The organism is Campylobacter sp. GB48 (genome assembly GCF_049221845.1).
Lineage (GTDB): Bacteria > Campylobacterota > Campylobacteria > Campylobacterales > Campylobacteraceae > Campylobacter_D > Campylobacter_D lari_C.
In genome coordinates, this window is the sequence record NZ_JBMJAR010000002.1 from 58,049 (window position 1) to 82,648 (window position 24,600).

Consider the following 24,600-nt stretch of genomic DNA (forward strand, 5'->3'; position numbering starts at 1 on the left):
AGGAGAAAAAATGAGTTTAAAAAATCGAATTTTAGAAGATATTAAAGAAGCTATGCGCAATAAAGATGACTTTAAAAGAAACACTTTAAGAACGCTTAATGCTAGCTTTAAACAAATAGAAGTTGATGAGAGAATTGCGCTTAGTGATGAAAGAATATACAAAATCATTGCGAGCGAGATTAAAAAACGAAATGAAGCAGCTTTAGCTTTTTCTAAAGGCTCTAGAGAGGATTTAGCACAAAAAGAACTCCAAGAAGTAGCTATTTTAAGTGCTTATTTACCAAAACAACTTAGCGATGAGGAATTAGAAAGTGAGCTAAAAAAACTTATAGAAAAATTACAAATTAACTCTTTAAAAGAACAAGGTATTTTGATGAAAGAAGCTAAAGCAGCTTTTGGCGCGAGCGTTGATGGTAAAAGACTTAATGAAATGGTAAGAAAGCTTTTAGCATGAAAAAAGTTTTGACACTTTGCGCCTTAGCTTTAAGCTCTTTTGCTTATACTCAATATGAATTGCATCCTAGCTTTAAAGCTTATTTTAAAGATTGCTCTTTATTGATGGATAAATATTATTATATTAATTGTTATGATTATAATTATAAAGGCACTAAGGCTATTGCTTATAAACTAGAAGCTAAAATTTTAAATCAAGGACACATCAAAAAACGCCCAAGATTTCAAGAAGATACCAATATACCTAAAAAATACAGAACTTATTGGGAAGATTATCTAAGAAGTGGCTATACAAGAGGGCATGTCGTGCCAAATCAATCTATGAATGCAACCCCACAAGCCCAACTTAGCACTTTTTTAATGAGCAACATAACTCCGCAAAAAAAAGATATTAATGCAGAAATTTGGAATGAAATCGAACAAAGAGAAAGATATTTGGCAAAGAAAAATAAAGAATTAGAAGTCTTAAATTTAGTACTTTATGATGATAACCCAAAACACATTAAAAACAATATAGCCATTCCTAGTTTTTATGTCAAAATTCTTAAGACTAAAAATTTCAGTGAATGCTATAAAGTTCCAAATAATGATAATTTTGCAAGATTTAATAGAAATTATTTTAAGGAAGATTGTAAAAAATATATTGATTAAACTAGAAGCACAAGGCTTCTAGTTTAGTTTTTACTCAACTTCAGCATCGATTACATCATCGTCTTTTTTCTTTTGAGCGTTTGGTTCTTCTTTTTTGTACATATTTTCTGCTAATTTATGAGAAACTTCGCTTAAAGCTTTCATTTTGCTTTCAATTTCTTCTTTAGAAGCATTGGCATTTTTCAATGTCTCTTTTAACTCATCTAAGGCTTTTTGAATATTTGCTTTATCATCATCGCCTACTTTATCTCCAAGCTCACTTAAAGATTTTTCTACTTGATGTACTAAGCTATCAGCAGCATTTCTAGCTTCTACCGCTTCTTTGCGTTTTCTATCTTCTTCTTTGTGAAGCTCTGCATCTTTTACCATGTTGTTGATTTCTTCTTCACTTAATCCACTTGAGCCTGTGATTTTAATCTCTTGAGCTTTACCCGTAGCTTTATCTTTTGCACTAACTGTTAAAATACCATTTGCATCTATATCAAAGGTTACTTCAATTTGTGGCATGCCGCGAGGTGCTGGTGGAATTCCTTCAAGATTGAAATTTCCTAAAGATTTATTATCACGGCTAAATTCTCTCTCACCTTGTAAAACATTGATAGTAACTGCGCTTTGATTATCTTCAGCAGTTGAGAAAACCTGTTCTTTTTTAGTTGGTATAGTTGTACCTTTTTCAATGATTTTAGTCATCACACCACCTAAAGTTTCAATACCCAAAGAAAGCGGAGTAACATCAAGCAATAATACATCTTTAACATCGCCTTTAATAACCGCACCTTGAATTGCCGCACCTATTGCAACAACTTCATCAGGATTTACTGATTTATTAAGCTCTTTTCCAAAAGCTTTTTTAACTTCTTCTTGTACTAGTGGAACACGAGTAGAACCACCCACCATAACGATTTCTTTTACTTCATTTTTGTCAAGTCCTGCATCTTTTACTACTTCGTTAATTTTACTAATAGTTTCAGCAACTAAACCATCAATCATACTTTCAAATTTAGCTCTTGTTAGAGTTTTAGTTAAGTGTTTTGGACCACTTGCATCAGCTGTGATAAATGGTAAATTAATATTAGTTTCATTAGCTGAACTTAATTCTTTTTTAGCATTTTCAGCTGCTTCTTTTAATCTTTGTAAAGCCATTACATCATTTTTAAGATCAATACCTGTTTCATCTTTAAACTCATTTGCTAAAAAGTCGATTAATTTATTATCAAAATCATCACCACCTAAAAATGCATTACCACCAGTTGCTAAAACTTCTACAACATTATCACCTGTTTCAAGTACGGTAACATCAAATGTACCACCACCTAAATCATAAACTACAATTTTTTCACTTTCTTTTTTATCAAGTCCATAAGCCAAAGCTGCTGCAGTTGGTTCATTAATAATTCTTAATACATTCAATCCTGCAATTTGCCCTGCTTCTTTTGTAGCTTTTCTTTGTGCATCATTAAAATACGCAGGAACGGTAATAACCGCATCTTCTACTTTTTCACCCAAGAAAGCCTCTGCATCTTCTTTTAATTTCATTAAAACTTTCGCTGAAATTTCTTGTGGAGTATAAATTTTACCTGCTATTTCAATCGCACAAGCCCCATTTCTTTCTGTGATATGATAAGGTAAGCGATTTTTAGCTTCTTTTGCTGCCTCTTCATTGATCATTAAGCCCATAATTCTTTTTATAGAATAAATAGTTTTTTCAGGATTAGTTACAGCTTGACGCTTAGCGCTATCTCCAACTAAAACTTCACCTTTATCTGTAAAAGCAACTACCGAAGGAGTAGTATTTTTACCTTCTTTATTTGGGATAACTTTACTCTCACCTCTTTCATACACACTCACACAAGAATTTGTTGTACCTAAATCTATACCTATAACTTTTGCCATTTTTAATCCTTTTTATTAAATTTTATTTTGCAACACTAACTTTTGCTGATCTAATTACCCTATCATTCATCATATAGCCCTTTTGTAAAAGTTGGACGATATGATTGCTTTCATAATCAGCGCTTTCAACATGAAACATCGCTTCATGTAAATTTGGATCAAACTCACCATTTGCTTCTATAACTTTAACCATATGTTTTTCAAGTTTTTTCAAAAGCAAGTCTAAAGTGTTTTGAACCCCTTCTTTGATTTTTAAACTTAATTCATCATTAGCTTCTACATTAATAGCCGCCTCTAATGCATCAACTACATCAAGCAAATCTTTAGCAAAACTTTCATTTGCATAAATTGTTGCTGAAATTTTTTCTTTTTCCATTCTTTTTTTGATATTTTCAAATTCAGCATTTGCTCTTAGATAAGTATCTTTTAACTCATTATACTCTGCTTGAAGTTTTTCTAATTCATTGTTTTGATTTTCTGAATTTTCCACTGCTTCTTCTTGCATTTGCTCATTTTGCTTTTCTTCACTCACGCAGCCTCCTTTATAATATTTAACATTGTTTTAAAATCAGAATACACACTACCAGCAAAAACCACATTAGATTCTTTACCTAAAAATGCACCCTTAAGCTTTAATCCCATAAAACCCTCTTCAAACAAAGGATCAAATTGCAATTTATCGTTAAAATAAAATCCAATTTGAGGAGATAAAAGCTTAGCAAATTCATCATTTTGATAAATTTGATAAGCTTTACTCTCATTATATCTATAATAAACCATAGCTTCTTTTAGCATAGCTATCTTCTCTAATAACTCTTTAAACTCAACTCTAAAAGCTAAATTTTCAATACTCTTTAGATCGAGCCCTACAAGTCTTTGCAAAAAAATAAAACTATCTTGACTAAATCTTAAAACCAACTCATTTTGTCCAAAATCAAGTATGATAAATTTATCATTAACCTTAGTAATATCTTGCAAAATAAGCTCATCACCACCATAAACTAAGGTATAAATTTCAAACTTATCAAGCAAAAACTCTAACAAGGCAAGATCATTAATCACAATCTCATTTTCGCAAAGTTGCTCATACCAATAAGCCTTCATAGCACTAAAAGTTGGTATGCGACCACTGCTAATATGAAGTTGTGTTAATACACCTTCATCACTTAATTTTTTAAAATAAACTCTTATAGTAGAAGCAGGTATGCTAACTTTATGATTTAATTCATTAGAACCAACAGGATTATTACCCTCTAAATAGGTCTCAATGATGGTTTTTAAAATTAAATCTTTTTTACTATAAGACTTCACTACAAAACCTTAGTTATTTATTTTAGCACTCAATGTTTTTAAGTGACAAAATAATTATACAACTTTAGTATAATAATGTCAAGTTATTTTTAAATAAAAATATTTAAAATTATTTAGTCTATATAACTAAAGTTTATTTAGCCATTTATATATAATATATAAAAACTTATTTTTCAGTTTTTTTAAAAGAAAAGATAATATAATTGCGTCTAGCAATATTTTTTAAAAGGTTTACAATAATGAAAAATCTTACTTTAAGAGAAAAGCAAGATCTTGAAGCTTATGTGTTTTCCAATATAGAAAGAAAAAAAATGGCTTTAAGTAGAATTTTAAAGTTGTATTATTTAAGATTTTTTAGATTAGTTTTTTAATTTATATTTTCTCATACCCTCTTTTGTGAAAGATAAGTCTTTAAAATCAGGGGATGAGATTAACTCCATACAAGTTTTATCCAAATTTTCCATTCCACTTACTTGCATACTAGCTTGCAAATTTTCATCTAAATATAAATTAAAAATTATACAAGCTTGATTATTAACCTTGTAAAGAATTTTTCCACCTTTTTTCTCATCTAGTTCATACGCTTGTAGTTTATCATTTTTACTCATTTTCTTAATTTCGTTTGCAAAAGATTGATGTAAGGTATAATAAATCATAAAATCACGCATTATATTTTTAATATCAATAATTTCTTTTCTTAATTTTGATAAATCTTTAGTGTATAAACTTATAAATTGCGCATTTAAGTATTCATTTAGACTTTTTTCGTTTAAATTTTCACACAATGGATAAATTTTAACCACAAAAGCCTTATTTTTAGCAAGCACTATATCCACACAAGCTTGTTTGTTTTGTTTGTATTCTAAAAATAAAGCTTGACTTGAGCTTAAATTTAGCGTGTTTTGTTTATTGTAAGCAAAATCACTTAAATCTTCATAGATATTTGCATAAGAAAAAATTCCCATAAAAAGCAATAATAAAATTTTCATTCAAATAAATCTTTATGATGATTTTTTAAGTACTCTACTACTTCTAAGATCTCATCAACTCCTTCTTTTTGAGTATTTTGACAAACCTCATCAATACAATCAATATAAAGTCCAATTGCTTTTTCTAATTTTGCTCTTTTTACCCCAGCAAACAAAAGCATTGCCTCTAAAACTATGCTTAATTCATATTGTAAATTTTCTATTTCTTCTTTAAAATCATGATTTGTTTTCATTATTTTCCTTTAATTCTTTGCTTTTAATCAAATCCACAAATTGTGCTTTTATGAAATCATAATTAGAGCTATCTTTATACGCAGCAAACAATCCACCGCTAGCATTTTTATGCCCTCCCCCATTGACCAAGCTTTTAGCCATCAAACTCACATCGATTTTATTATTTGCTCTAAAACTTAAGGTTTTTCTTGAACTAAGATCAACAAAAAAATCAAAATCAGGATTTTGCATTAAAAAATCATTTCCAATTACAGAAGTATTGCCTATATTTGAAGTTAATAAACCTTTACTTCCTTTATAAAATACACTAAATTTTTCCTTATTTACACTTAGTCTTTCTACCACAAATTTAGAAATTAAATTGCTTAAGGTGTCATCATTTTCTTTTTTAAAAAAAGATTTTTTTAAACCATGCAAATCATCATCTAAATTAATATGAGCATTTTTTTGGTGAATGTATTTTCTACAAACATCAAAAAGATAAAAAAGATATTTAATATTTTCTTGTGCAAACATTACTCTATTGATTTCTTTTGCTCCAGAAACCATACCAAGCAATACTTTTCCAAGTTCAAAATTCTCATCTTCACTCAACCAAATATCTACTGCATTTACTACATCTACAAATTCTGACAAAGCTTTATTTTCGCCATAACATTTACTAAAAAAATCATAAACAATCTTAGTAGCACATCTTTTATCATCTAAAAAATACCAAGGATATTTTTGCATACATTCTAAGCCACTTTGATGATGATCTAAAAGTAAAAGTTTGATTTTTTTACCTTCTATGGCTTTTTGAAAATCTTCACATTGACTTAAAGTTAAATTTAAATCCGTGATTAAAATCACAAATTCTTCATTAGGATTTTGCTTTAAATCTTCCTCTATATTTTTAAAAATCACATTAAAATTTTCATTAATCTCTTTACCATAATTAGAATTATAAAAATAACAATTCTTAAAATAAAAATCTAGCACATACTGACAAGCATAGCCATCTAAATCTGTATGTGAAAGATGATAAATTTTCATATTTTTCCTTTATAAATTATCAACTTTTATGATACCTTCTGTTTCAAATTTGGTATTTTCTGCAATCTCAGCAAAACTTAAAACCGTAATATTAATACCAAAATTAGAACAAATATCAGCAATGAATTTTCTAAGTTGTGGCTCAACACAAAGCAAGAAAGGTTTAATTCTTGTATTTGCCACACTTGCAAGTTCAGCTTTTAAAGCTTCTACTAAAGCGCCAGTTTGAGCTACATTTATCATTAAATGATACGAACCATCTTTAAACTGCACATGCTCCATTAATTTTGCAGCCGCAGCAGCATCAAAAATATAAAAGCTAATTTGTCCTTTTTCATCCACATATAAATTTGTAATCGCTCTTGCCAAAGAAGCCCTTACATGCTCAATAATCATATCCAAACTCTTACTTACTTCAGCTATATCACTAATTGATTCTAAAATTGTAAGCATATCTTTAATAGGAATATGCTCTTTAAGTAAAGCTTTTAAAACTTTTTGGATTAAACCTATACTAGCAACTCTTAAACAATCATCTACTACAATAGGATAATCATTTTTGATTTTATCTAATAGATTTTGAACCTCTTGTTTAGTTAAAAGTTCTGAAGCATTAGCTTTTATAAGCTCACTCATATGGGTTGAAATGACACTTGCTGGATCAATTACAATATAACCATTTAGCGTTGCCTCATCTTTTAAAGATGATTCTATCCATAAAGCATCAGAATTAAAGGCAGGTTCTTTAGTAGCTATACCCTCGATAGGTTCAGTGATAAATCCACTATCCATAGCCAGATATTTATCTGGATAAATTTCAGCACTAGCTATACCCACACCTTTGAGTTTAAAAGTATATTCATTTGGTTTTAATTGCAAATTATCTCTAATTCTAATTTTTGGCATTAAAAAGCCTAAGCTTTGAGCTATACTGCGTCTTGTTGATCTAATACGCTCTGTTAATTCACTTTCTGCTAATTTAATAAGTCCATAGCCTAATTCTAATTCTAAAATTTCTAATTTTAAAATATCTGTGATTTTATTTTCTTCTTCTTTTAAAATTTCTTCCTCACTGCGTTTTTGAGGCTTAGCTTGCTCTTGTTCATCAGCTTCTTGGGATTTTTTAGCCGAAATTGTATTGATTTGAATTTTACCTTCTTGTACTTGTTTTATCATATAACCAAGTCCCAAAAACACTAAAGCCATAAAACCCAAAGAAAAGTGTGGTAAACCAGGTACTAAAGCAAAAATAAATAAAACAAAACCTACAATTAATAGGGTTTTATATTCCCCTAAAAGCTGATTAATAGAACCTTCAGCAAAATTATCCTCATCTTTACTAGCACGCGTGATGATAATTGCAGTTGCTGTTGAAGTTATAAGTCCAGGAATTTGAGAAACAAGCCCATCACCTATTGTTAATATAGTATAAGTTGAAGCACATTCTCCAAGCTCCATATCATGCTGAAAATAACCTATCATAAACCCACCAATTAAATTTACAATGGTGATAATAATCCCAGCAACAGCATCCCCTTTTATAAATTTAGAAGAACCATCCATCGCTCCATAAAAATTTGCTTCAGCTATGATTTCTTGGCGTCTTGCGCGTGCAGTTTTTTCATCAATCAAACCCGCATTTAAATCCGCATCAATAGCCATTTGCTTACCTGGCATTGCATCAAGAGTAAATCTTGCTTGAACCTCAGAAACCCTTGTACTACCTTTGGTTACAACCATAAAATTAATCAAAACCAAAATACAAAAAACAACCATACCTATAACATAATTACCACCAACAACAAATTCTCCAAAACTTGCCACTATATCACTAACAGCAGTTGGACCTTGATGACCCTCACTCAAAATCATACGCGTTGTAGCAATATTAAGTGAAAGCCTAAAAAGCGTAATAATTAAAATCAATGTTGGAAAAGTTGTTAAATCCGTAGGCTTTGGTATATACAAAGAAATTAAAATAATTAAAACTGAAATTGCAATACTTAAAGCAAGAAAAAAGTCTAAAACTATACTTGGTAAAGGTACTATAATAATTGCTAAAATTGCAATAATTACAGCTACTATGGTTAAACTTTTTGCCTTTAAAATAGGTGCAACAAGCGGAGCAACCCAAGGCAATACTAAGCTAAAAATATCTCTTTTAGCCATTATTTTGAATAATATCCTCTAAAGTAATAGAAACTAAAAAATCATCGATTTTGTTTTGAAGTTTCACCAAAACTGGCATAATTTTACAATTATCCTCTTTTTGAGAAGGACAAATTCCATTACTACATTCAAAGACATTAATGGATTTTTTCTCTACGCTATTAATAATTTCTTTTAAAGTGTATTCACTTGGCTTTTTAACAAGCATAAATCCACCTTTAGCACCCTTATAAGATTTTAAAAGTGCGTCTTTAGCAAGAGCTTGTAAAATTTTTGCTAAAAAACTTTTAGGTATATTTAAGACATTTGACATAGTATCTACATCTTGTGGTTCTTGAGATTTTGCTATATGAATTAAAGACAATAAAGCATATTCGCTAGCTTTAGTAAATAACATTTGTTCCTTTCAAGTTATAAATATAATATTATTTTTGGTTATTAATAAAAATTTTTATTATATCAAAAATAAGTATCGATAAATATTAAATTTCATATTTTTTAAATTTCAGCATTTTTTTTGGTTTTTTAGTTATAATTACATCTTTTAATTTAAATATAAATACCGCTCAGGAGGTCTATTATGGCTTTAGATTCGGCTAAAAAAGCAGAAATAGTTGCAAAATTTGCTAGAAAAGAAGGAGATACGGGTTCTCCAGAAGTTCAAATCGCACTTTTAAGTGCAAGAATTTCAGATTTAACAGAACACTTAAAAATCTACAAAAAAGATTTCTCTTCTCGTTTAGGTCTTTTAAAGCTTGTTGGTCAAAGAAAAAGACTTTTATCTTATCTAAAAAGAAAAGATTATCAAGCTTACACTAAATTAATCAGCGAATTAAACCTAAGAGATAAATAAGCCTCGTGCTTATTTATCTTCTTTATATATTTTTTATTATATTTATTTACTACTATTTTAATTTAAGTTTTCAAAATTTTGATATTTTATTCACAAGAGTTTCACAATGTGATTTTAGCTTCTAAGCACCTAAAAATAGCACTTTAAGTTTTGTGAATAAAAATATTTTTCACATTTAATTTTATTGATTTTTAAAGTTTTTTCACTTTTGCTATAAAAAAACCATCCGCATAGTCATCCGGTAAAACTCTTTTGGCAAATGATAAATCAAATTCATCACTCTTTGCACATATAAAATCAACATTAGCTAGATTAAAATCAAGCAATTCTAATTTAAAATTTTCATTTCTTAATGCATTTTCTAAAACCGCTTCATTTTCTTCTCTTAGAAATGTACAAGTACTATACACTAATTCCCCACCATGTTTTAAAGCTAGCAATGCTGAGTGTAGAAGTTTTTTTTGTAAATTTGCAATTTGCTTAATTTCTTTTGTGTTTTTTTGGATTTCAAAACCCATTTTTGCAAAAGTTGAGCAAGGCGCATCAAGTAAAATTTTATCAAATTTCAAAGGACAAGCTTTACCTATAGTACGTGCATCTTTTAAGAAGCATTTTGCAATTTTAACTTGATAATTTTCCATAGTTTTTTTTAAGGTAAAAAAACGTGTTTTAGATAATTCACAACTTGCTAAATAACCCTCATTTTGCATGAAATTAGCTAAATTTAAGCTTTTTCCACCAGGAGCTGCACACATATCTAGCACATTCTCACCAGCTTTAACACTTAAAGTTTTAGCGCATAAGTACGAAGAGTAATTTTGTATATAAAACTTACCCTCATTAAAAGCTTTCATTGAGCTTAGTTTGCTTTTGAAGATACTTGGAATTTTATAACAATTCAGATCAATTTTTTCAAATTCTATATTTTCATTATTTAAAATTTCTTCTAATTCATCATTATCAATAAGCAAGGAATTTCTAAAAATATTAATATATTTTTCTTGACTAAAGCTTTGAAGGATTTGTTCTTTTTGCTCTTTTGTATAAATTTCATCTAAAGCTGTATTTAAATCAAGCAAGGCCATAAAAATCCTTTAAAAACAAATACGCAGCCAAAGAATCAAGTTTGCCATCTTTTTTCTTTAAATTCACCATGCCAAGTTCTTGTGCATTTTTAGAACTAAAACTCTCATCGACAAAAAAAACTTCTTTGTCAAAATCAAGTAAAGATATGAAATGCTCTATCCTTTTTCGCATTTCATCCTCGCTAGATCCACCTAAAGGAACTCCTACCACCAAAGTATTTACATCATACTCTTTGATGTACTTTTTTACCTCATTTGCTGCTTGATTGCGATTTTTTCTAATAATAGCTTCAAGTGGCATAGCTATACTTTTATTGATACACAAAGCAACACCAATACGCTTTAAGCCTATATCTAATGCTAAAGTTTTCACAAGCAAGCTCTTATTTTCACTCCAGATATTTCTACCAAACCCTCAAGTTCATATTCATAAACTCTATCACCAAATTTTTTTAAAACTTTTTCTAAATCATCTTCATGTTTTAAAAAACTTAATAAATTATCTTCGCTTTGCTCTTGATGAAACTCTCCAAACATTTTTACAAATTCATCAAAATCATGAATTAAATTTACCTTTTTTGTGGCTAAAAGCAAATTTGTTCCTTCGCTTTCATTTTTCCTATGAGGTAATACATATATAGGTTTATTCATACTTAAAGCAAGTCTTGCACTTTGCATAGAACCACTTTTTAAATCAGCCTGGGCTATTACAACAACCTCACTTAAAGCAATAATAAGTCTATTTCTTAATAAAAAATCATAAGGCTTTGCCTTATAATTTCCTTCATTTTCACTTAAAGCCAAAGCATTTTCATAAATATTTAAAATTTCATTTGTGTTTGCTTTTGGATAAATCTCATCAAGCCCATTAGCAAATATAGCTATGGTTTGAGGATAGGCTATTTTAGCTGCTTGGATATCCACCCCTAAAGCCCCGCCACTTACTACACAAACCTTAGCTTTTTTTAACAAAGTCACCAATTCAACAAGACAATTTTTAGTATAAACACTCATTTTTCTAGAACCTATAATAGCCACTTTTCTAGCATTTAAAAGCTCTAAATTGCCTTTATAATAAATCTTTGAAGGCGGATTTAAAAGATTTTTAAAATCTTCAATATTCTCAATAAATTTCATTTAAATACACAAGCTCAACTGAATTTAACAAATCTTTACTTTGCACCAAGGCCTTAAAAGTCTTTTCTCTTGGATGACCAATAGCGATAGCAAAACCTTTCTTTTTTGCCTCTTCTACTGCTTGTTTGAGTTGATTTTTAATATATGTTATATCATCTTCATTATCTAAAAAAACATCTCTAGCTATATAAGGCTGATTAAACTGACTTGTTAAGTTTTTGGCTTTAGAATTTCCTATGGTTCTTGAATCAACAAAAATAAAATCATTTTGCTTAAAGGCACTAAATAATTTTTCCATAGCCTGTTTATTTGCAGTAAATAAACTTCCTGTATGGTTGTTAATAAATTTTACTTTTGGAAATTGCTCTTTTACAAAAGCTACGCGTTTGCTTATTTTTTGTATATCATCACTAGGGTACAAGGTATTTAATTCTGCCTTGTCATATTTTATAGCAGCAAGGGGCAAATGCACCATAAAAAAGTCAAAATCCTTTGCAAACTCAGCTGTATAAGGATGGCGTTTATCAGGTGGAAAAAAAGATGGGATTAATTTTAAATTTGTTTTTTTAAGCATATCTACATGAGTGTGACTTGCCATATCATCTATAATAATTGCTAGACGAGGTTTGCTATTTTTTTGTACTAAGATTTGAGTTTTATTATCCTCATTTTTATCTGATATATTTTGCTTTTTATTGATTAATTCTTTGCTTGTATTTTGATCTATTACTTCTAAAATTAAAGTTTGATTATCCTCTTTAGTTTGATTTAACTCTGTATTTACAGGGTTTAAATTTAAAATTTCACTAATATTTTTATCTAAAAATTCTAATTTTTCATTTTCTAAAGTCAAATTTATATCATTAAAACTAAAATTATTTTCTTGTTCTTTTGTAGGTGGTAATGGTTCTTTTTTAACTATGATTTGATTATAGTCTAAGGTTTTATTTTCTTCTTTTTTTAAAAACAAAGCTCCAAATGCAAAAAGAAAAATTCCAAACACAATAAGACAAAGCGCTAGAAGCACTTTGTATTTTTTATTTATAGTTTTCAAATTAGTTTTTATCTTTATCAACTAATTTTTTAGCGCTAATCCAAGGCATCATAGCGCGAAGTTCGCGTCCTGTTTTTTCTATCAAAGAATCATTCATTAATTTACGCTCTGCGTGCATTCTTGCAAAATTTGCTCTTCTTTCTAAGATAAAATCTTTAGCAAAACTTCCATTTTGTATGTCTTTTAAAACACCTTTCATAGCCTCTTTGGTTTCTTTGGTAATAATCTTAGGTCCTGTGATATAATCTCCATATTCAGCTGTATTAGAAACAGAATATCTCATATCAGCAATACCACCTTGATAAATCAAATCTACAATTAATTTCATTTCATGCAAACACTCAAAATACGCCATTTCAGGCTCATACCCTGCTTCAACTAAGGTTTCAAAACCAGCTTGGATTAAAGCACTAAGTCCTCCGCAAAGCACTGCTTGCTCACCAAATAAATCTGTTTCGGTTTCAGCTTTAAAAGTCGTTTCTATAATACCTGTTCTACCACCGCCTATAGCACTAGCATAACTTAAAGCTAAATTTTTAGCATTTTTACTTTCATCTTGGTGGATAGCAATTAAACAAGGAGTACCCCCACCTATACTAAATTCATGTCTTACAGTATGACCAGGAGCTTTAGGAGCTATCATAATCACATCTATACCTTTTGGAGCAACAATTTGTCCATAGTGGATATTAAATCCATGTGCAAATGCTAGAGTTTTACCTGCCTTTAATTCAGGTTTAATCTCCTCATTAAAAATTTCACTTTGAATTTCATCAGGAGCTAAAATCATAATCAAATCTGCTTCTTTAGTAGCTTCTTTTACACTTTTTACTATAAAATTTGCTTTTTGAGCTTTTGCCCAACTTTGTCCACCCTCTTTTAAGCCTATGATCACTTCTACGCCACTATCTCTTAAATTCATAGCATGAGCATGACCTTGAGAGCCAAAACCTATAACAGCTACTTTTTTTGATTTTATTATATTAATATCACAATCTTTATCATAATAAATTGATACAGCCATTATGCACTCCTAAAATTAAAATTAAAGCAAAGATTATAACTAAAAAATATAAATTTAATCCTTTTATGATAAAATTTAAGTTTTGAAAAATTACTATAAAGAGTCTTATGAAAGAATTATTTAATCAACTAAGTTATGGTCTCAATGCTGATGAAATTACCAATAAAAACAAGCAAATAATTAGAGAATTATTAACTTGTGATATTATTAAATTTTATAAAAACAAATACTATTTAAAAGATGGCTTTACTTTTGGTAAGATTGATATTTCTGTTAATGGAACGGGATTTTTAGAAAGTTTTGATCCTGCTTTTAAGCGTGATTTGCTCATAGAAAATAAAAATTTAAAAGGAGCAAATTATGCTGATATAGTTGTGGCAAAATTACTCCCTCTTAAAAAAAAGCGTCCAAGTGCTAAAGTTATTTTAATACTTAAAAGAGCCCATGAAACTTCTTTGGTTATGACTAAAAAATACGGCGAAGCAGTCCTTGGAGTAAATATTCAAACAGGACTTACATGTGCCTTAAAAGCCTCTCAAAAATCCTTAAAAGCTCTGCCTTTAGGAACTATTTTAAAAATAGAAAATCATGATAATAATATCACTGAAGTGATAGGGCATATTGATGATGATTTTGTGGATGAAAAAATTTCCTTAGCACTTTTTAATAAAAATGCAATTTTTGATAATTTATGTGAAAATGAAGCAAAAGCTTATGGAGATAAAGTTGATGCAAGTATGTATCCATCAAGAAAAGATCTTAGAAATTTAAATTTTTGCACCATTGATCCAATTGATGCGAAAGATTTTGATGATGCAATTTATTATGATAAAAATGAACATGCCATTTATATAGCCATAGCTGATGTAAGCGCTTATGTGCATGCTTATAGTGCTATTGATAAAGAAGCAAGATCAAGAGGTTTTTCGATTTATTTTCCTCATATTGCTATACCTATGTTGCCAAGAGCTTTGAGTGAAAATATTTGCTCACTAAAACCTAATGAAGATAGGTTAGCATTTTGTTTTAAAATAAGTTTAGATCAAAACAATGAAGTGATTAAAGAAGAGCTTTTTGAGGCTATTATTAACTCAAAACGCTGTTTTAATTATGATGAAGTTGATGAGTATTTACAAACGCAAGAAGATTTAGGTACGATTAACTGGCTTTATGAAGTTTTTAAAATCACTCAAAATTTACGTAAAAAACGTCTAAAAAATGCTTGTGAGTTTAAAACCCAAGAACTAAGAATGACTTTAGATGAAAATAACAAACTCATAAAAACACGCCTTGAAAATGACACTGCTTCGCATAATTTAATCGAAGATTGCATGCTTTTAGCCAATAAAGCTGCAGCAAAACTCATTGATATAGGAGTTTTTAGAAATCACTTAAGTCCTGATTATAAAAAAATAGATCAATTACTAGCTGATCTTTCAACACTTAGTATAGATATTAATCCTAAAAATAATGTCATAGAATTATTTAAAAACATTCAAGTCTTAGCAAATGAGCTAGATATAAGAGAAGAAGTAGATAGGCTCATCATCAAAGCTCAAAAAAAGGCAGAATATTCTAGTGAAAATGCGGGACATTTTGGCTTAGGTTTTGATAAATATACACATTTTACAAGCCCTATTAGAAGATATTCTGATCTTATTTTACATAGACTTTTAAAGGCTAAAATCAACAATGACGAAAAAATGTTTAATTATTTGCTTTTAAACATACAAAGCACTTGCGAGGAATTAAGCTTATTAGAAAGAGAAGCAGATAAAGTTGCTTGGCATTTCATGGATAGAAAATTTGCAAGATGGGCAAAGGAAAATATAGGAAAAAGATTTAAGGCTTTAGTAGTAGAAAATCAAAGTTCATTGCAAGTAAAATTAAATGATGAAATTAAAGGAGCTTTGATCACCACCATAGGCTCAAGGGCAAATTTATTAGAAAATGTAGAAGTAGAAATCGCTGAAGTGGATATTGTCAGTGCTAAAATTGTTGGCAAAATCACCAAGCATTTTAGTTTAGAAAGAAACCAAAATGTATAAAAATCAACTCCAAAGCTTGCTTAATGGCAATAGTTTTCCTAATTATTTCTTGCTTTATGGAGCGGATAATTTCCAAATAGAACTTTATGCTAAATTTATTAAAGACAAATACTCTTTTGATGAGAGTTTAAGATTTTATTTTGAAGAATATGATTTTAAGCAAGCCTATGATTATTTATCTAATGCTTCTTTATTTAGCGAGAGAAAACTATTAGAAATCAAAACTCAAAAGAAAATCCCAAGTAAAGAACTCAAACAGCTTTTACAGCTTTGTCAAAATTCACAAGATAATTATTTTTTACTTGAAATTTATGATGAAAGCTCCAAACAAAGTGAAGTGGAGAAAATTTTTTCTAATAATTTTTGTAGATTTTATAAAGTAAATTCGGCCAAAGAAGGTATGGAATTACTAGCTTTAAAAGCTAAAGAGTTAAATATTAACATCACTCAAAATGCCCTTTATACTCTTTTTTATAATTTTAATGAGAATTTATATTTAGCAGCTAATGAGTTAAATAAATTTAGTGGTTTAAATATCGATGAAAAAATTATTCAAGAGCATTGTTATAGCTTAAGTACTATTAGCTTTGAAAGTTTTTTTGATAAATTAATGCAAAAACAAGATTTAAGAAACGAACTTGAAAATATTTTAGAAAATTATAATGAAATAGCATTGATTAATGCCTTATATGCAAATTTTTCTAGACTTTTTAAAATTGCATTACATGTTAAAATTTATGGAAATTTAGACTTAAAAGAAATTTTAGGCTATGCCCCGCCTATTTCTGTGGCACAAAATCTTCAAAAACAAGCTCTTATGATCAAAATATCACAATATAAAAATATCTTTTTAATACTTTGTAATTGCGAATATGAATTAAAAAAGAATTCTAAAATAGAAAAAAAAGAGTTTTTAATCGCAACTCTTTTACAACTTAGCTCCATATTAAAAAGTTAAATTAAGAAAACTTATGGTAAAATAAAATTTGCATTTTATGCAAATCCTTGCCTAAAAATTTTAGGCTTTATATCCATAAGGAGAAATTAAATGAGACATTATGAAGTTTTATTCATATTAAAACCGACACTTACAGAAGAAGAAGTAAGTGCTAAGTTGGAATTCGTAAAAGAAGTCCTTACAAAAAATGGCGCAGAAATTGAAAGCGTAGTTCCAATGGGAACAAGAAAACTTGCGTACAAAATTAAAAAATACGAAAGAGGAACTTATTTTGTGATTTATTTCAAAGCTCCTACAAATTTAATAGCAGAGCTTGAAAGGGTATTAAGAATCACTGAAGAAGTAATTAGATTTTTAATCGTAAAATATGAAAATAAAAAAGAAATTGCGGCTTGGGAAAAACTAAGCAAAGGTATCAAACAAAATAAAAAAGAAATCAAAGCTAGTGAAAGTACAGAAGGCTAATTAATGTTTAATAAAGTCGTTTTAGTAGGTAATCTTACAAGGGATATAGAGATGCGCTATGCTCCATCAGGTAGTGCGATAGGCTCTTCTGCTATAGCTGTAACAAGAAGATTTAGTACAAATACAGGAGAAAAAAGAGAAGAAACCTGCTTTATCGACATTAGTTTTTTTGGTAGAACAGCAGAGATTGCTAATCAATACCTTAACAAAGGTAGTAAAGTTTTAATTGAAGGTCGTTTGAGATTTGAGCAGTGGAGTGATCAAAATGGACAAAATAGATCAAAACACAGTATTCAAGTTGAGAATTTAGAAATGTTAGGTTCAACTGTACAAAATAACCAACAAAACAATTTTGACAATCAAAATTATGGTTATAATCAAAATTTTAACCAACAACAAAGTTTTGATCCTTATGCTCAAGTGCAAACTAGAACAAACCCATCTAATACTTATCAAAATCCTCAAAAAGAACCCTCTATGAAGGAAATTGATATTGATAAATATGATGATGATACAGAATTACCATTTTAAAGGAAAAAATCATGGCAGAAAAAAGAAAATATTCACGTAAATATTGCAAATATACTGAAGCTAAAGTTGATTTTATCGACTATAAAGATACAGCATTATTAAAACATGCTTTATCAGAAAGATTTAAAATCATGCCACGTCGTTTAACAGGCACTAGCAAAAAACACCAAGAAATGGTTGAAGTTGCTATTAAACGTGCAAGACATGTAGCACTTATCCCTTATATCGTAGATAGAAAAGAAGTTGTTACTAATCCTTTTGAGGGACTATAATTATCAAATCAATCCCAAGCTTTTAAGCTTGGGAAAATAAAAGGTTGTTTTATGTTTTCAGATATAGAATCTGAAATTTATATTATCTTGCTTGCTTCTGTTGCTATTATAGCAGTCTTAAATCCTTTTGGAAATCTTCCTCAATTTCTTGCAATGACTGAGGGCTTAGATGCTGATACGAGAAAAAAACTTTTTAGAAATATCATTTATACTGCATTTTGTATTGTTTTAGTTTTTTTACTTTCTGGACCATTTATCATGAAATATTTATTTAAAATAGATATTAATGATTTAAGAGTTGCGGGTGGTTTGATTTTAATCATTATGAGCACTAAAAACTTACTTTTTACTCCATCAAGTTCTCAATTTCAACATTATCAAGGATTAAGTCATAAAGAATTATTGAAAAAAAGTATAGTCCCAATGGCATTTCCTATGCTAGTAGGCCCTGGAACACTTTCTACTATAGTGGTTATTTCAGAAGATCAAAATTTAGCTATAGCTATAGCTTCTGTATTGCTTACCTTTGCTTTTATTTTTGCTTTATTCCACTTTTCAGCTACCATTGAAAAAGTCATAGGAAAGCTCGTGCTTTATGTTTTTTCACGTATTGCTTTAGTTTTTATTATGGCTATGGGAGTAAAAATGATAGCTATTGGAGTTCAAACTTACATCCAATCTAATTTAGGATAAACAAAAAAACTTTTTTGTAAAAACACTTCTTCATTTACTGCTTTATTGTCATTTAATAACACGCTAATATTTACCGCTATAATGCTTTTTGCATTAGCATCATTTGCTATCAATTTATATCCTTTACACTCACCCAAAGGATAAGCATAATCAATTCGTATTTTTATATTATTATATTCAAAATTATATTCATTTAAGCATTCTTTACCCTCTAAATAGGCTTGATGTAAAAAATATTTAGAAAGCTCTTTTGCATCATGAAGTAAAATCTTCCCTTGGGTATAAAGAGTTAAATCTTTCATAATTCTTGGAGAATATGAAGAAATTTTTATTACAAATGCCATAACAAAAGAGATAAATAAAATAAAAGATATTGCATAAACCATAGCAAACGATTTTTTCATAAAAACATCCACTTAGATAAGCATTCATTTTTGTTTTTATCACATATTAAAACTTTTAGCGCCTTATCATCTTGCTTGAAAATAAGCTTTGAAATATTTTGAGCTAGTAAAAAAGATCGTTTGTTATGATTTAAATCATCTATTTGCATATAAATATTCTCATTTTCCAAATACACCCTAATATAAGAATATAAAATAGTATAAAATCCGCTAAATTTCTCATTAAGAAAATGTATTTTCTCCCTATCATTCACCAATGCTTTATAAATTTTTGAATTTTGTATATCAAAAAAATACATATAATCATTAGCATATATTTTTAACTTTTTTTCACTATGCATATCTTTATAATTACTTAAAATTCCTTTAGAACTTCCATTTTCTATAAAATGTAAATTGCTTTTTGGACTAAAAAAACTTTCATTGTTTTCTAAAATAATGCCACTAAAGTTTAATTTTTTCAATGATAAATCATAAAAAATATCATCATTTGCACTCATATAGCACTCAAAAGAACTACTTGTCAATGTCGCATTTAAACAAGAATGATAAATTTTTTCCATACTAAGCAAAGTTTGGTTTAAATTTAAAAATACTGTGTTGGAATTTTTAATTTTATAACTATGATTATAAAGATATATGGCCGGATTGCTTAAGATAGCAATCAATACACCCAAGATAACAATGCTTAGTGCAAGCTCTAATAAACTAAAAGCTTTTTTCATCTATAAAAGCTTCTTTGTAGGATAAATCTTTTATTTTTAAAGATTTGAGTTTAAACTCATCACTAGTGTATTCTAAAAAGTTATAAGTATTTATATTTATTTCTTTTGCCTTATATGAAGGATTTTGCATGAATAATTCTTTTTCTTCATTAAAAAGGATTTGATTTTGCCATATAATATTTAAAGATTTATTTGCAAATATAAGATAATAAGATCCAAAAACAAAAGATAAAATTACAATACAAAAAGCAAGCTCTAGGAGACTAAAAGCTTGCTTCATTTGTTTAAACTTGCATTAAAAGCTTCAAAAAAAGCACCGCGCAAAGCTCTTTTTTCTAAAGCCTCAACTCCTCTTATAGTTACCCCTGCTGGAGAACAAATTTTTTCTTTGATAATAGCAGGATGTGTATGGTTAAACAAAGCACTAAAGCTTTCAAAACAAGCGCGAGTAAGCTCATAACTAAGCTCATTTTTTAAACCATTTTTAACACCTGCATTTACTAAACTTTCTGCTACCAAAGCCAAAAACGCAGGAGCGCACCCACTTAAAACCATAGCCACATCAAATTCTTTTTCATTTTGCAAACTTATGGCTTTACCAAAAGTATTTAACAAAGATAAAATTTCATCTTTATATGAATCATTTTCCATCAAATACGCAGTCGCTGAGGCTTTAAATTCAGCTGCTGTATTTGGCATGATTTTTATATAATTTTGCGCATTAACACAATGAAGTTGCTCAAAAGTAGTATTTGCTAAAACTGAAATAAGCCATCTTGCCTTGCCTTTTAATTTAACAGCTACTTCTTCTAAAGCATAAGGTTTAAATGCTAAAATAACATTTTTATCTTCTAAATCAAATTCTTCATAAGATAAAACTTCTAAATTTAAGCTACTAGCTTTTTTTAAATCCCTAGCAACAATAACTACTTTATAAGTATCTTTCAAACCTTTAGCTATAGCACTTGCCATAGCACCATTTCCTAAAATATAAATTTCAGACATTATTTTGTTTGTTTAATAAAAGCTGAAATCTTTTCAGATTGAAAATAATTAGGATATTTACTTGTATCTAAAATCACTTGCACTAAAGAATTATTATCATAATTCATCACAACAGGTGCTAAAAAATTCACAGTAGATTCTTCTAATGGCTCATTAATAGCCACTATAACAAATACACCAAAATTAGTTTGTTCATTTAAAGCTAATAATTCTTGATAATAATCAGGTACTTCAAAATCATAATCAGGACGGATCATATAAGGATCAATCATTACAAAAGAAAAATCTTTACCATCAAGGCTTTTAAGTCTATAAAAAACCTCATCTATTTTGTAAAAGTTCATATTTTTGGTATCTTCAAACCCCAAAATAGGACATTTAACTTCTAAGTTCATTTTGCCTCCTAAAATCTATTGACTAAGAAATTACAACTCATAAAGCAATTTTAGTTCCAACTTTTTCAATTGTGCTAATTAAAACTTTTTGATTATAATTTTAATTTAAAAATTAACATTTTCATAAACATAAAAACACTATAATTATAAACTATATAAATTTATAAGGTAACATCATGAAAAAACTTTTTATTTTTTCGCTTATTATTGCAGGTTTATTTTTAGGAGCATGCAGCTCAAAAAAGGCTGAAGATTTATATAATCTAAGTTCAATGGAATGGTATCAACAAATTATAAAAGATTTACAAGAAAAAAATCTTGAAGCAGCTGATAAACATTATACATCAATGGCAGCTGAGCATATTGCTGATCCATTATTAGAACAAACTTTACTTATATTAGCCCAAGCTCACATTAGTGAAGAAGAATACGAAATGGCAAATTTTTATCTTGATGAATATTTAAACAAATTTGGTGACTCAAAAAATGTAGCTTATATAAGATATTTAAAAATCAAAGCCAAATTTGACTCTTTTGCTGTACCAAATCGCAACCAAGCGCTAATGCTAAAAACAATAGAAGAAATCAATGAATATAATCAAAATTACCCTAATGTGCAATATAATGATTTAATTGATACCATGCTTACCAAATTTAATCTTGCAGTTTTTTACCTTGATACAAGCATAGCAGAGTTATATGAGAAAAAAAATAGAGAGCAAAGCTATGAGATTTATAAGCAAAAAATAGAAAATTCCGATTTTAATAAAATCGATATGATTAAACCAGAACTTCCATGGTATAGAAAAATATTTGAAGAAGGTATAATGTAATGAAATTAGAAAACACTCAAAACTATCCAACAAAACTTCCCGTTCTTGTGGAAGATGAACTTTTTTTATACCCTTTTATGATAACACCGATTTTTTTAAATGATATGCAAAATATTAAAGCCTTAGATACTGCTTTGCAAAATGAAAGCATGATTTTTGTAGCACCATCTAAGATTGAAGGCGGACGTGGTTTTGATGATATTTATAACTGCGGGGTAATAGGAACTATAATGAGAAAAGTTCCATTGCCTGATGGTAGAATTAAAATTTTATTTCAAGGTTATGCTAAAGCTAAGATTGTTGAAAGAATTTCAGATGATCCCTTACTTGCTCTAGTTGATTTAATCCACCAAGAACCATTATGCAGTACAAAAAAAGAAGCAATCATAGAAGTAGTAAGAGAAAAAGCTAAAGCTTTGTCTACTGTAAGTCATTATTTTCCACCCGATCTTTTAAGAACCATAGAAGAAGATGTCGAGCCTAGTAGAATTTGTGATTTAATACTTAATTCTATTAAAATCAAAAAGCAACAAGCGTATGAATTTTTCATCGAAACTAATTTAGAAACCAAACTTTTAAATTTAATTGATTATTTAGCTAAAGAAATTGAAGCAAACAAAATTCAAAAAGAAATCAAAAACAAAGTTCATTCTAAAATAGATAAAGTTAATAAAGAATATTTCCTAAAAGAACAACTCAAGCAAATTCAAAGAGAGCTTGGAAGTGATATACAAAAAGAAAGCGAAGTAGAAGAATATAATAAAAAATTAGAAAAGAAAAAAACTTTTATGTATGAAGAAGCTTATAAAGAAATCAAAAAACAAATTCAAAAATATGAAAGAATTCATCAGGACAATTCAGAAGCTTCTATGGTGCAAACTTACATAGAAACAGTTTTAGACATACCTTTTGAGTGCTCTTCAAAGAAAAAGCTTAATCTAAAAGATGTGTCTTTACAGCTTAACAGTGATCATTATGCATTAGAAAAACCAAAAGAACGTATTGAAGAATATTTTGCAGTTAAAGAACTTTTAGAAAAACGCAAAATTAAAGATAGAGACGGTGCTAAAGTTATCTTGTGTTTGGTTGGACCTCCAGGTGTTGGCAAGACTTCTTTAGCAAATTCAGTCGCAAAAGCATTAAAAAGAGAATTAGTACGCATAGCTTTAGGCGGTTTAGAAGATGTAAACGAATTAAGAGGGCATAGAAGAACCTATATAGGAGCTATGCCTGGACGCATTATACAAGGACTTATAGAGGCAAAACAAAGCAATCCTGTGGTAGTGCTTGATGAAATTGATAAATTAAGTCGTAATCACAGAGGAGATCCAAGTGCAGTTTTGCTTGAAATCTTAGATCCTGAACAAAATACTAAATTTAGAGATTATTATCTAAATTTCAACATCGATTTAAGTAAAATCATTTTCATAGCCACAGCAAATGACACAAGTTTAATTCCACCTGCTTTAAAAGATAGAATGGAATTTATAGAGCTTAGCTCTTACACTCCTCAAGAAAAATTCCAAATAGCAAAAAATTATCTCATACCTGATGAAATAAAAAAACATGGGCTCAAAGAAAAAGAAATTAGCTTTGATGATGAAGCTATAGAATTGATAGTCAATGAATATACTAGAGAGTCAGGTGTAAGAAATTTAAGAAGAAAGATCGCTGAAGTTTGCAGAAAATGTGTTAAAAAACTTCTTTTAGAGGAAAACACTAGACACATCCAAATCAATACTAAAAATTTAAAAGATTTTTTAAGTAAGAAAGTTTTTGAGATAGAAAAACATGAAAAAGAAAATAAAATCGGTCAAGTAAATGGACTTGCATGGACTGCAGTGGGTGGAGATGTATTAAAAATAGAAGCTATTAAAATTAAAGGTAAAGGTGAATTAACTCTTACAGGAAGCTTAGGCGATGTAATGAAAGAATCAGCAAAAATTGCTCAAAGTCTTATTAAAAATTTAATTGATGAAAATCAAATTAAAACACCAAAAAATCTTTCTTATAAAGAAGATGAAAGCATTTACAACCAATATAATCTTCACATTCATGTTCCAGATGGCGCAACACCAAAAGATGGACCAAGCGCAGGTATAACAATCACCACAGCCATTGCATCTATTTTTAGTGACAAAAAAGTAAGATCTGATGTTGCGATGACAGGAGAGATTGACCTAATGGGTAATGTTTTACCAATAGGTGGCTTAAAGGAAAAATTAATTGCTGCTTATAAAGCTGATATTAAAACAGCAATCATCCCACATAAAAACTACGAAAGAGATTTAAAAGATATCCCAGAAGAAGTAGTAAAAAATATGAAAATAATTGGGGTAAAAACTTTAAATGAGGTGCTAAAAATAGCTCTTGCTTAAAAACT

General features: G+C 28.8%; 30 protein-coding genes. 12 read left to right on the plus strand and 18 right to left on the minus strand.

Going from position 1 to position 24,600, the window contains the following annotated elements:
- The first annotated feature begins 10 nt into the window (after window positions 1-10).
- Together ACOTVC_RS01650 and ACOTVC_RS01655 are read left to right on the plus strand one after the other, a co-directional pair.
- On the plus strand, window positions 11-454 hold the full coding sequence (locus tag ACOTVC_RS01650) for a GatB/YqeY domain-containing protein (protein WP_257929191.1): 444 nt from the start codon (window positions 11-13) through the stop codon (window positions 452-454).
- Window positions 451-1,104, plus strand: a complete 654-nt coding sequence (locus ACOTVC_RS01655) for a DNA/RNA non-specific endonuclease (protein ID WP_421627537.1) — start codon at window positions 451-453, stop codon at window positions 1,102-1,104. Before ACOTVC_RS01650 ends, ACOTVC_RS01655 begins: the two co-directional genes overlap by 4 nt.
- A 30-nt stretch (window positions 1,105-1,134) precedes the next feature.
- Here ACOTVC_RS01655 and dnaK read toward each other — a convergent pair whose 3' ends face one another.
- The 3 genes from dnaK to ACOTVC_RS01670 are packed head-to-tail and all read right to left on the minus strand — an operon-like array spanning window position 1,135 to window position 4,308.
- Window positions 1,135-2,997, minus strand: a complete 1,863-nt coding sequence (dnaK, locus tag ACOTVC_RS01660) for a molecular chaperone DnaK (RefSeq protein ID WP_039641669.1) — start codon at window positions 2,995-2,997, stop codon at window positions 1,135-1,137.
- 22 nt (window positions 2,998-3,019) lie between these two features.
- The gene (gene grpE / locus ACOTVC_RS01665) at window positions 3,020-3,529 is read right to left on the minus strand and encodes a nucleotide exchange factor GrpE (protein ID WP_087690630.1); all 510 of its coding nucleotides are present in this window, start codon (window positions 3,527-3,529) and stop codon (window positions 3,020-3,022) included.
- On the minus strand, window positions 3,526-4,308 hold the full coding sequence (locus ACOTVC_RS01670; RefSeq protein ID WP_087690632.1) for an HrcA family transcriptional regulator: 783 nt from the start codon (window positions 4,306-4,308) through the stop codon (window positions 3,526-3,528). The genes grpE and ACOTVC_RS01670 overlap by 4 nt, the downstream gene beginning before the upstream one ends.
- A gap of 239 nt (window positions 4,309-4,547) precedes the next feature.
- On the opposite strand from ACOTVC_RS01670, the gene ACOTVC_RS01675 reads away from it, so the two are divergent.
- Complete coding sequence (locus ACOTVC_RS01675; protein ID WP_256374638.1) at window positions 4,548-4,679, plus strand: hypothetical protein; 132 nt, start codon at window positions 4,548-4,550, stop codon at window positions 4,677-4,679.
- Here ACOTVC_RS01675 and ACOTVC_RS01680 read toward each other — a convergent pair.
- Genes ACOTVC_RS01680 through ACOTVC_RS01700 form a run of 5 tightly spaced genes read right to left on the minus strand, consistent with a single transcriptional unit; the run spans window position 4,668 to window position 9,132 of the window.
- Complete coding sequence (locus ACOTVC_RS01680; RefSeq protein ID WP_214116630.1) at window positions 4,668-5,297, minus strand: hypothetical protein; 630 nt, start codon at window positions 5,295-5,297, stop codon at window positions 4,668-4,670. The genes ACOTVC_RS01675 and ACOTVC_RS01680 overlap by 12 nt on opposite strands.
- Complete coding sequence (locus tag ACOTVC_RS01685; protein WP_039626390.1) at window positions 5,294-5,530, minus strand: hypothetical protein; 237 nt, start codon at window positions 5,528-5,530, stop codon at window positions 5,294-5,296. The genes ACOTVC_RS01680 and ACOTVC_RS01685 overlap by 4 nt, the downstream gene beginning before the upstream one ends.
- The gene (locus ACOTVC_RS01690) at window positions 5,514-6,566 is read right to left on the minus strand and encodes a DHH family phosphoesterase (RefSeq protein ID WP_039618500.1); all 1,053 of its coding nucleotides are present in this window, start codon (window positions 6,564-6,566) and stop codon (window positions 5,514-5,516) included. Before ACOTVC_RS01690 ends, ACOTVC_RS01685 begins: the two co-directional genes overlap by 17 nt.
- Before the next feature lie 9 nt (window positions 6,567-6,575).
- A complete protein-coding gene (flhA, locus tag ACOTVC_RS01695) occupies window positions 6,576-8,735 on the minus strand; it encodes a flagellar biosynthesis protein FlhA (RefSeq protein WP_214116626.1) in 2,160 nt (719 codons plus the stop codon).
- Window positions 8,728-9,132 carry an Rrf2 family transcriptional regulator gene (locus ACOTVC_RS01700; protein WP_214116624.1) on the minus strand — a complete coding sequence of 135 codons (405 nt, stop codon included), beginning with the start codon at window positions 9,130-9,132 and terminating at the stop codon, window positions 8,728-8,730. Before ACOTVC_RS01700 ends, flhA begins: the two co-directional genes overlap by 8 nt.
- A 183-nt stretch (window positions 9,133-9,315) precedes the next feature.
- On the opposite strand from ACOTVC_RS01700, the gene rpsO reads away from it, so the two are divergent.
- Entirely contained in the window at window positions 9,316-9,588 is a 273-nt protein-coding gene (rpsO, locus tag ACOTVC_RS01705; RefSeq protein ID WP_039618506.1) for a 30S ribosomal protein S15, read from the plus strand.
- 191 nt (window positions 9,589-9,779) lie between these two features.
- Here the strand turns inward: rpsO and ACOTVC_RS01710 are convergent, their stop codons facing one another.
- From ACOTVC_RS01710 to ilvC, 5 genes are read right to left on the minus strand one after another with little or no spacing between them, the layout of a single operon-like run.
- Window positions 9,780-10,673, minus strand: a complete 894-nt coding sequence (locus ACOTVC_RS01710; RefSeq protein ID WP_214116622.1) for an RsmB/NOP family class I SAM-dependent RNA methyltransferase — start codon at window positions 10,671-10,673, stop codon at window positions 9,780-9,782.
- Complete coding sequence (ruvX, locus tag ACOTVC_RS01715; RefSeq protein ID WP_214116620.1) at window positions 10,660-11,046, minus strand: Holliday junction resolvase RuvX; 387 nt, start codon at window positions 11,044-11,046, stop codon at window positions 10,660-10,662. Before ruvX ends, ACOTVC_RS01710 begins: the two co-directional genes overlap by 14 nt.
- Complete coding sequence (locus ACOTVC_RS01720; RefSeq protein ID WP_214116619.1) at window positions 11,043-11,810, minus strand: DNA-processing protein DprA; 768 nt, start codon at window positions 11,808-11,810, stop codon at window positions 11,043-11,045. The genes ruvX and ACOTVC_RS01720 overlap by 4 nt, the downstream gene beginning before the upstream one ends.
- The gene (locus tag ACOTVC_RS01725; RefSeq protein ID WP_421627539.1) at window positions 11,797-12,864 is read right to left on the minus strand and encodes a divergent polysaccharide deacetylase family protein; all 1,068 of its coding nucleotides are present in this window, start codon (window positions 12,862-12,864) and stop codon (window positions 11,797-11,799) included. The genes ACOTVC_RS01720 and ACOTVC_RS01725 overlap by 14 nt, the downstream gene beginning before the upstream one ends.
- A 1-nt stretch (window position 12,865) precedes the next feature.
- Complete coding sequence (gene ilvC, locus ACOTVC_RS01730; RefSeq protein WP_421627541.1) at window positions 12,866-13,888, minus strand: ketol-acid reductoisomerase; 1,023 nt, start codon at window positions 13,886-13,888, stop codon at window positions 12,866-12,868.
- Window positions 13,889-13,995: 107 nt separating this feature from the next.
- On the opposite strand from ilvC, the gene ACOTVC_RS01735 reads away from it, so the two are divergent.
- The 6 genes from ACOTVC_RS01735 to ACOTVC_RS01760 all read left to right on the plus strand — a co-directional run bounded on the left by ACOTVC_RS01735 (window position 13,996) and on the right by ACOTVC_RS01760 (window position 18,855).
- Window positions 13,996-15,936: an RNB domain-containing ribonuclease gene (locus ACOTVC_RS01735; RefSeq protein WP_087685036.1), complete on the plus strand. Its 1,941-nt coding sequence runs from the start codon at window positions 13,996-13,998 to the stop codon at window positions 15,934-15,936.
- On the plus strand, window positions 15,929-16,894 hold the full coding sequence (gene holA, locus ACOTVC_RS01740; protein WP_421627543.1) for a DNA polymerase III subunit delta: 966 nt from the start codon (window positions 15,929-15,931) through the stop codon (window positions 16,892-16,894). Before ACOTVC_RS01735 ends, holA begins: the two co-directional genes overlap by 8 nt.
- Window positions 16,895-16,984: 90 nt before the next feature.
- Window positions 16,985-17,359: a 30S ribosomal protein S6 gene (gene rpsF, locus ACOTVC_RS01745; protein WP_012661658.1), complete on the plus strand. Its 375-nt coding sequence runs from the start codon at window positions 16,985-16,987 to the stop codon at window positions 17,357-17,359.
- Between the two features lie 3 nt (window positions 17,360-17,362).
- The gene (locus ACOTVC_RS01750) at window positions 17,363-17,890 is read left to right on the plus strand and encodes a single-stranded DNA-binding protein (RefSeq protein ID WP_039641693.1); all 528 of its coding nucleotides are present in this window, start codon (window positions 17,363-17,365) and stop codon (window positions 17,888-17,890) included.
- 11 nt (window positions 17,891-17,901) lie between these two features.
- Complete coding sequence (rpsR, locus tag ACOTVC_RS01755; protein WP_039618521.1) at window positions 17,902-18,162, plus strand: 30S ribosomal protein S18; 261 nt, start codon at window positions 17,902-17,904, stop codon at window positions 18,160-18,162.
- Window positions 18,163-18,213: 51 nt separating this feature from the next.
- Window positions 18,214-18,855 carry a MarC family protein gene (locus tag ACOTVC_RS01760; protein ID WP_039641695.1) on the plus strand — a complete coding sequence of 214 codons (642 nt, stop codon included), beginning with the start codon at window positions 18,214-18,216 and terminating at the stop codon, window positions 18,853-18,855.
- On the opposite strand, the gene ACOTVC_RS01765 is transcribed toward ACOTVC_RS01760, so the two are convergent.
- Genes ACOTVC_RS01765 through fliW form a run of 5 tightly spaced genes read right to left on the minus strand, consistent with a single transcriptional unit; the run spans window position 18,831 to window position 21,384 of the window.
- Window positions 18,831-19,259, minus strand: a complete 429-nt coding sequence (locus ACOTVC_RS01765; RefSeq protein ID WP_039641697.1) for a hypothetical protein — start codon at window positions 19,257-19,259, stop codon at window positions 18,831-18,833. The two genes, ACOTVC_RS01760 and ACOTVC_RS01765, sit on opposite strands and share 25 nt — an antisense overlap.
- On the minus strand, window positions 19,256-19,984 hold the full coding sequence (locus tag ACOTVC_RS01770) for a type II secretion system protein (RefSeq protein ID WP_421627546.1): 729 nt from the start codon (window positions 19,982-19,984) through the stop codon (window positions 19,256-19,258). Before ACOTVC_RS01770 ends, ACOTVC_RS01765 begins: the two co-directional genes overlap by 4 nt.
- Window positions 19,968-20,264 carry a hypothetical protein gene (locus ACOTVC_RS01775; protein WP_087685030.1) on the minus strand — a complete coding sequence of 99 codons (297 nt, stop codon included), beginning with the start codon at window positions 20,262-20,264 and terminating at the stop codon, window positions 19,968-19,970. The genes ACOTVC_RS01770 and ACOTVC_RS01775 overlap by 17 nt, the downstream gene beginning before the upstream one ends.
- A complete protein-coding gene (locus tag ACOTVC_RS01780) occupies window positions 20,261-20,989 on the minus strand; it encodes a pyrroline-5-carboxylate reductase (RefSeq protein WP_039641701.1) in 729 nt (242 codons plus the stop codon). The genes ACOTVC_RS01775 and ACOTVC_RS01780 overlap by 4 nt, the downstream gene beginning before the upstream one ends.
- Window positions 20,989-21,384 (minus strand): flagellar assembly protein FliW, encoded by a 396-nt coding sequence (gene fliW / locus ACOTVC_RS01785; protein ID WP_012661666.1) that lies wholly within the window; start codon window positions 21,382-21,384, stop codon window positions 20,989-20,991. The genes ACOTVC_RS01780 and fliW overlap by 1 nt, the downstream gene beginning before the upstream one ends.
- 176 nt (window positions 21,385-21,560) lie before the next feature.
- On the opposite strand from fliW, the gene bamD reads away from it, so the two are divergent.
- Together bamD and lon are read left to right on the plus strand one after the other, a co-directional pair.
- On the plus strand, window positions 21,561-22,217 hold the full coding sequence (gene bamD, locus ACOTVC_RS01790; RefSeq protein WP_039618532.1) for an outer membrane protein assembly factor BamD: 657 nt from the start codon (window positions 21,561-21,563) through the stop codon (window positions 22,215-22,217).
- Window positions 22,217-24,595, plus strand: coding sequence for an endopeptidase La (gene lon, locus ACOTVC_RS01795; protein WP_039641703.1), 2,379 nt, complete (start codon window positions 22,217-22,219; stop codon window positions 24,593-24,595). The genes bamD and lon overlap by 1 nt, the downstream gene beginning before the upstream one ends.
- The last annotated feature ends 5 nt before the right edge of the window (window positions 24,596-24,600 follow it).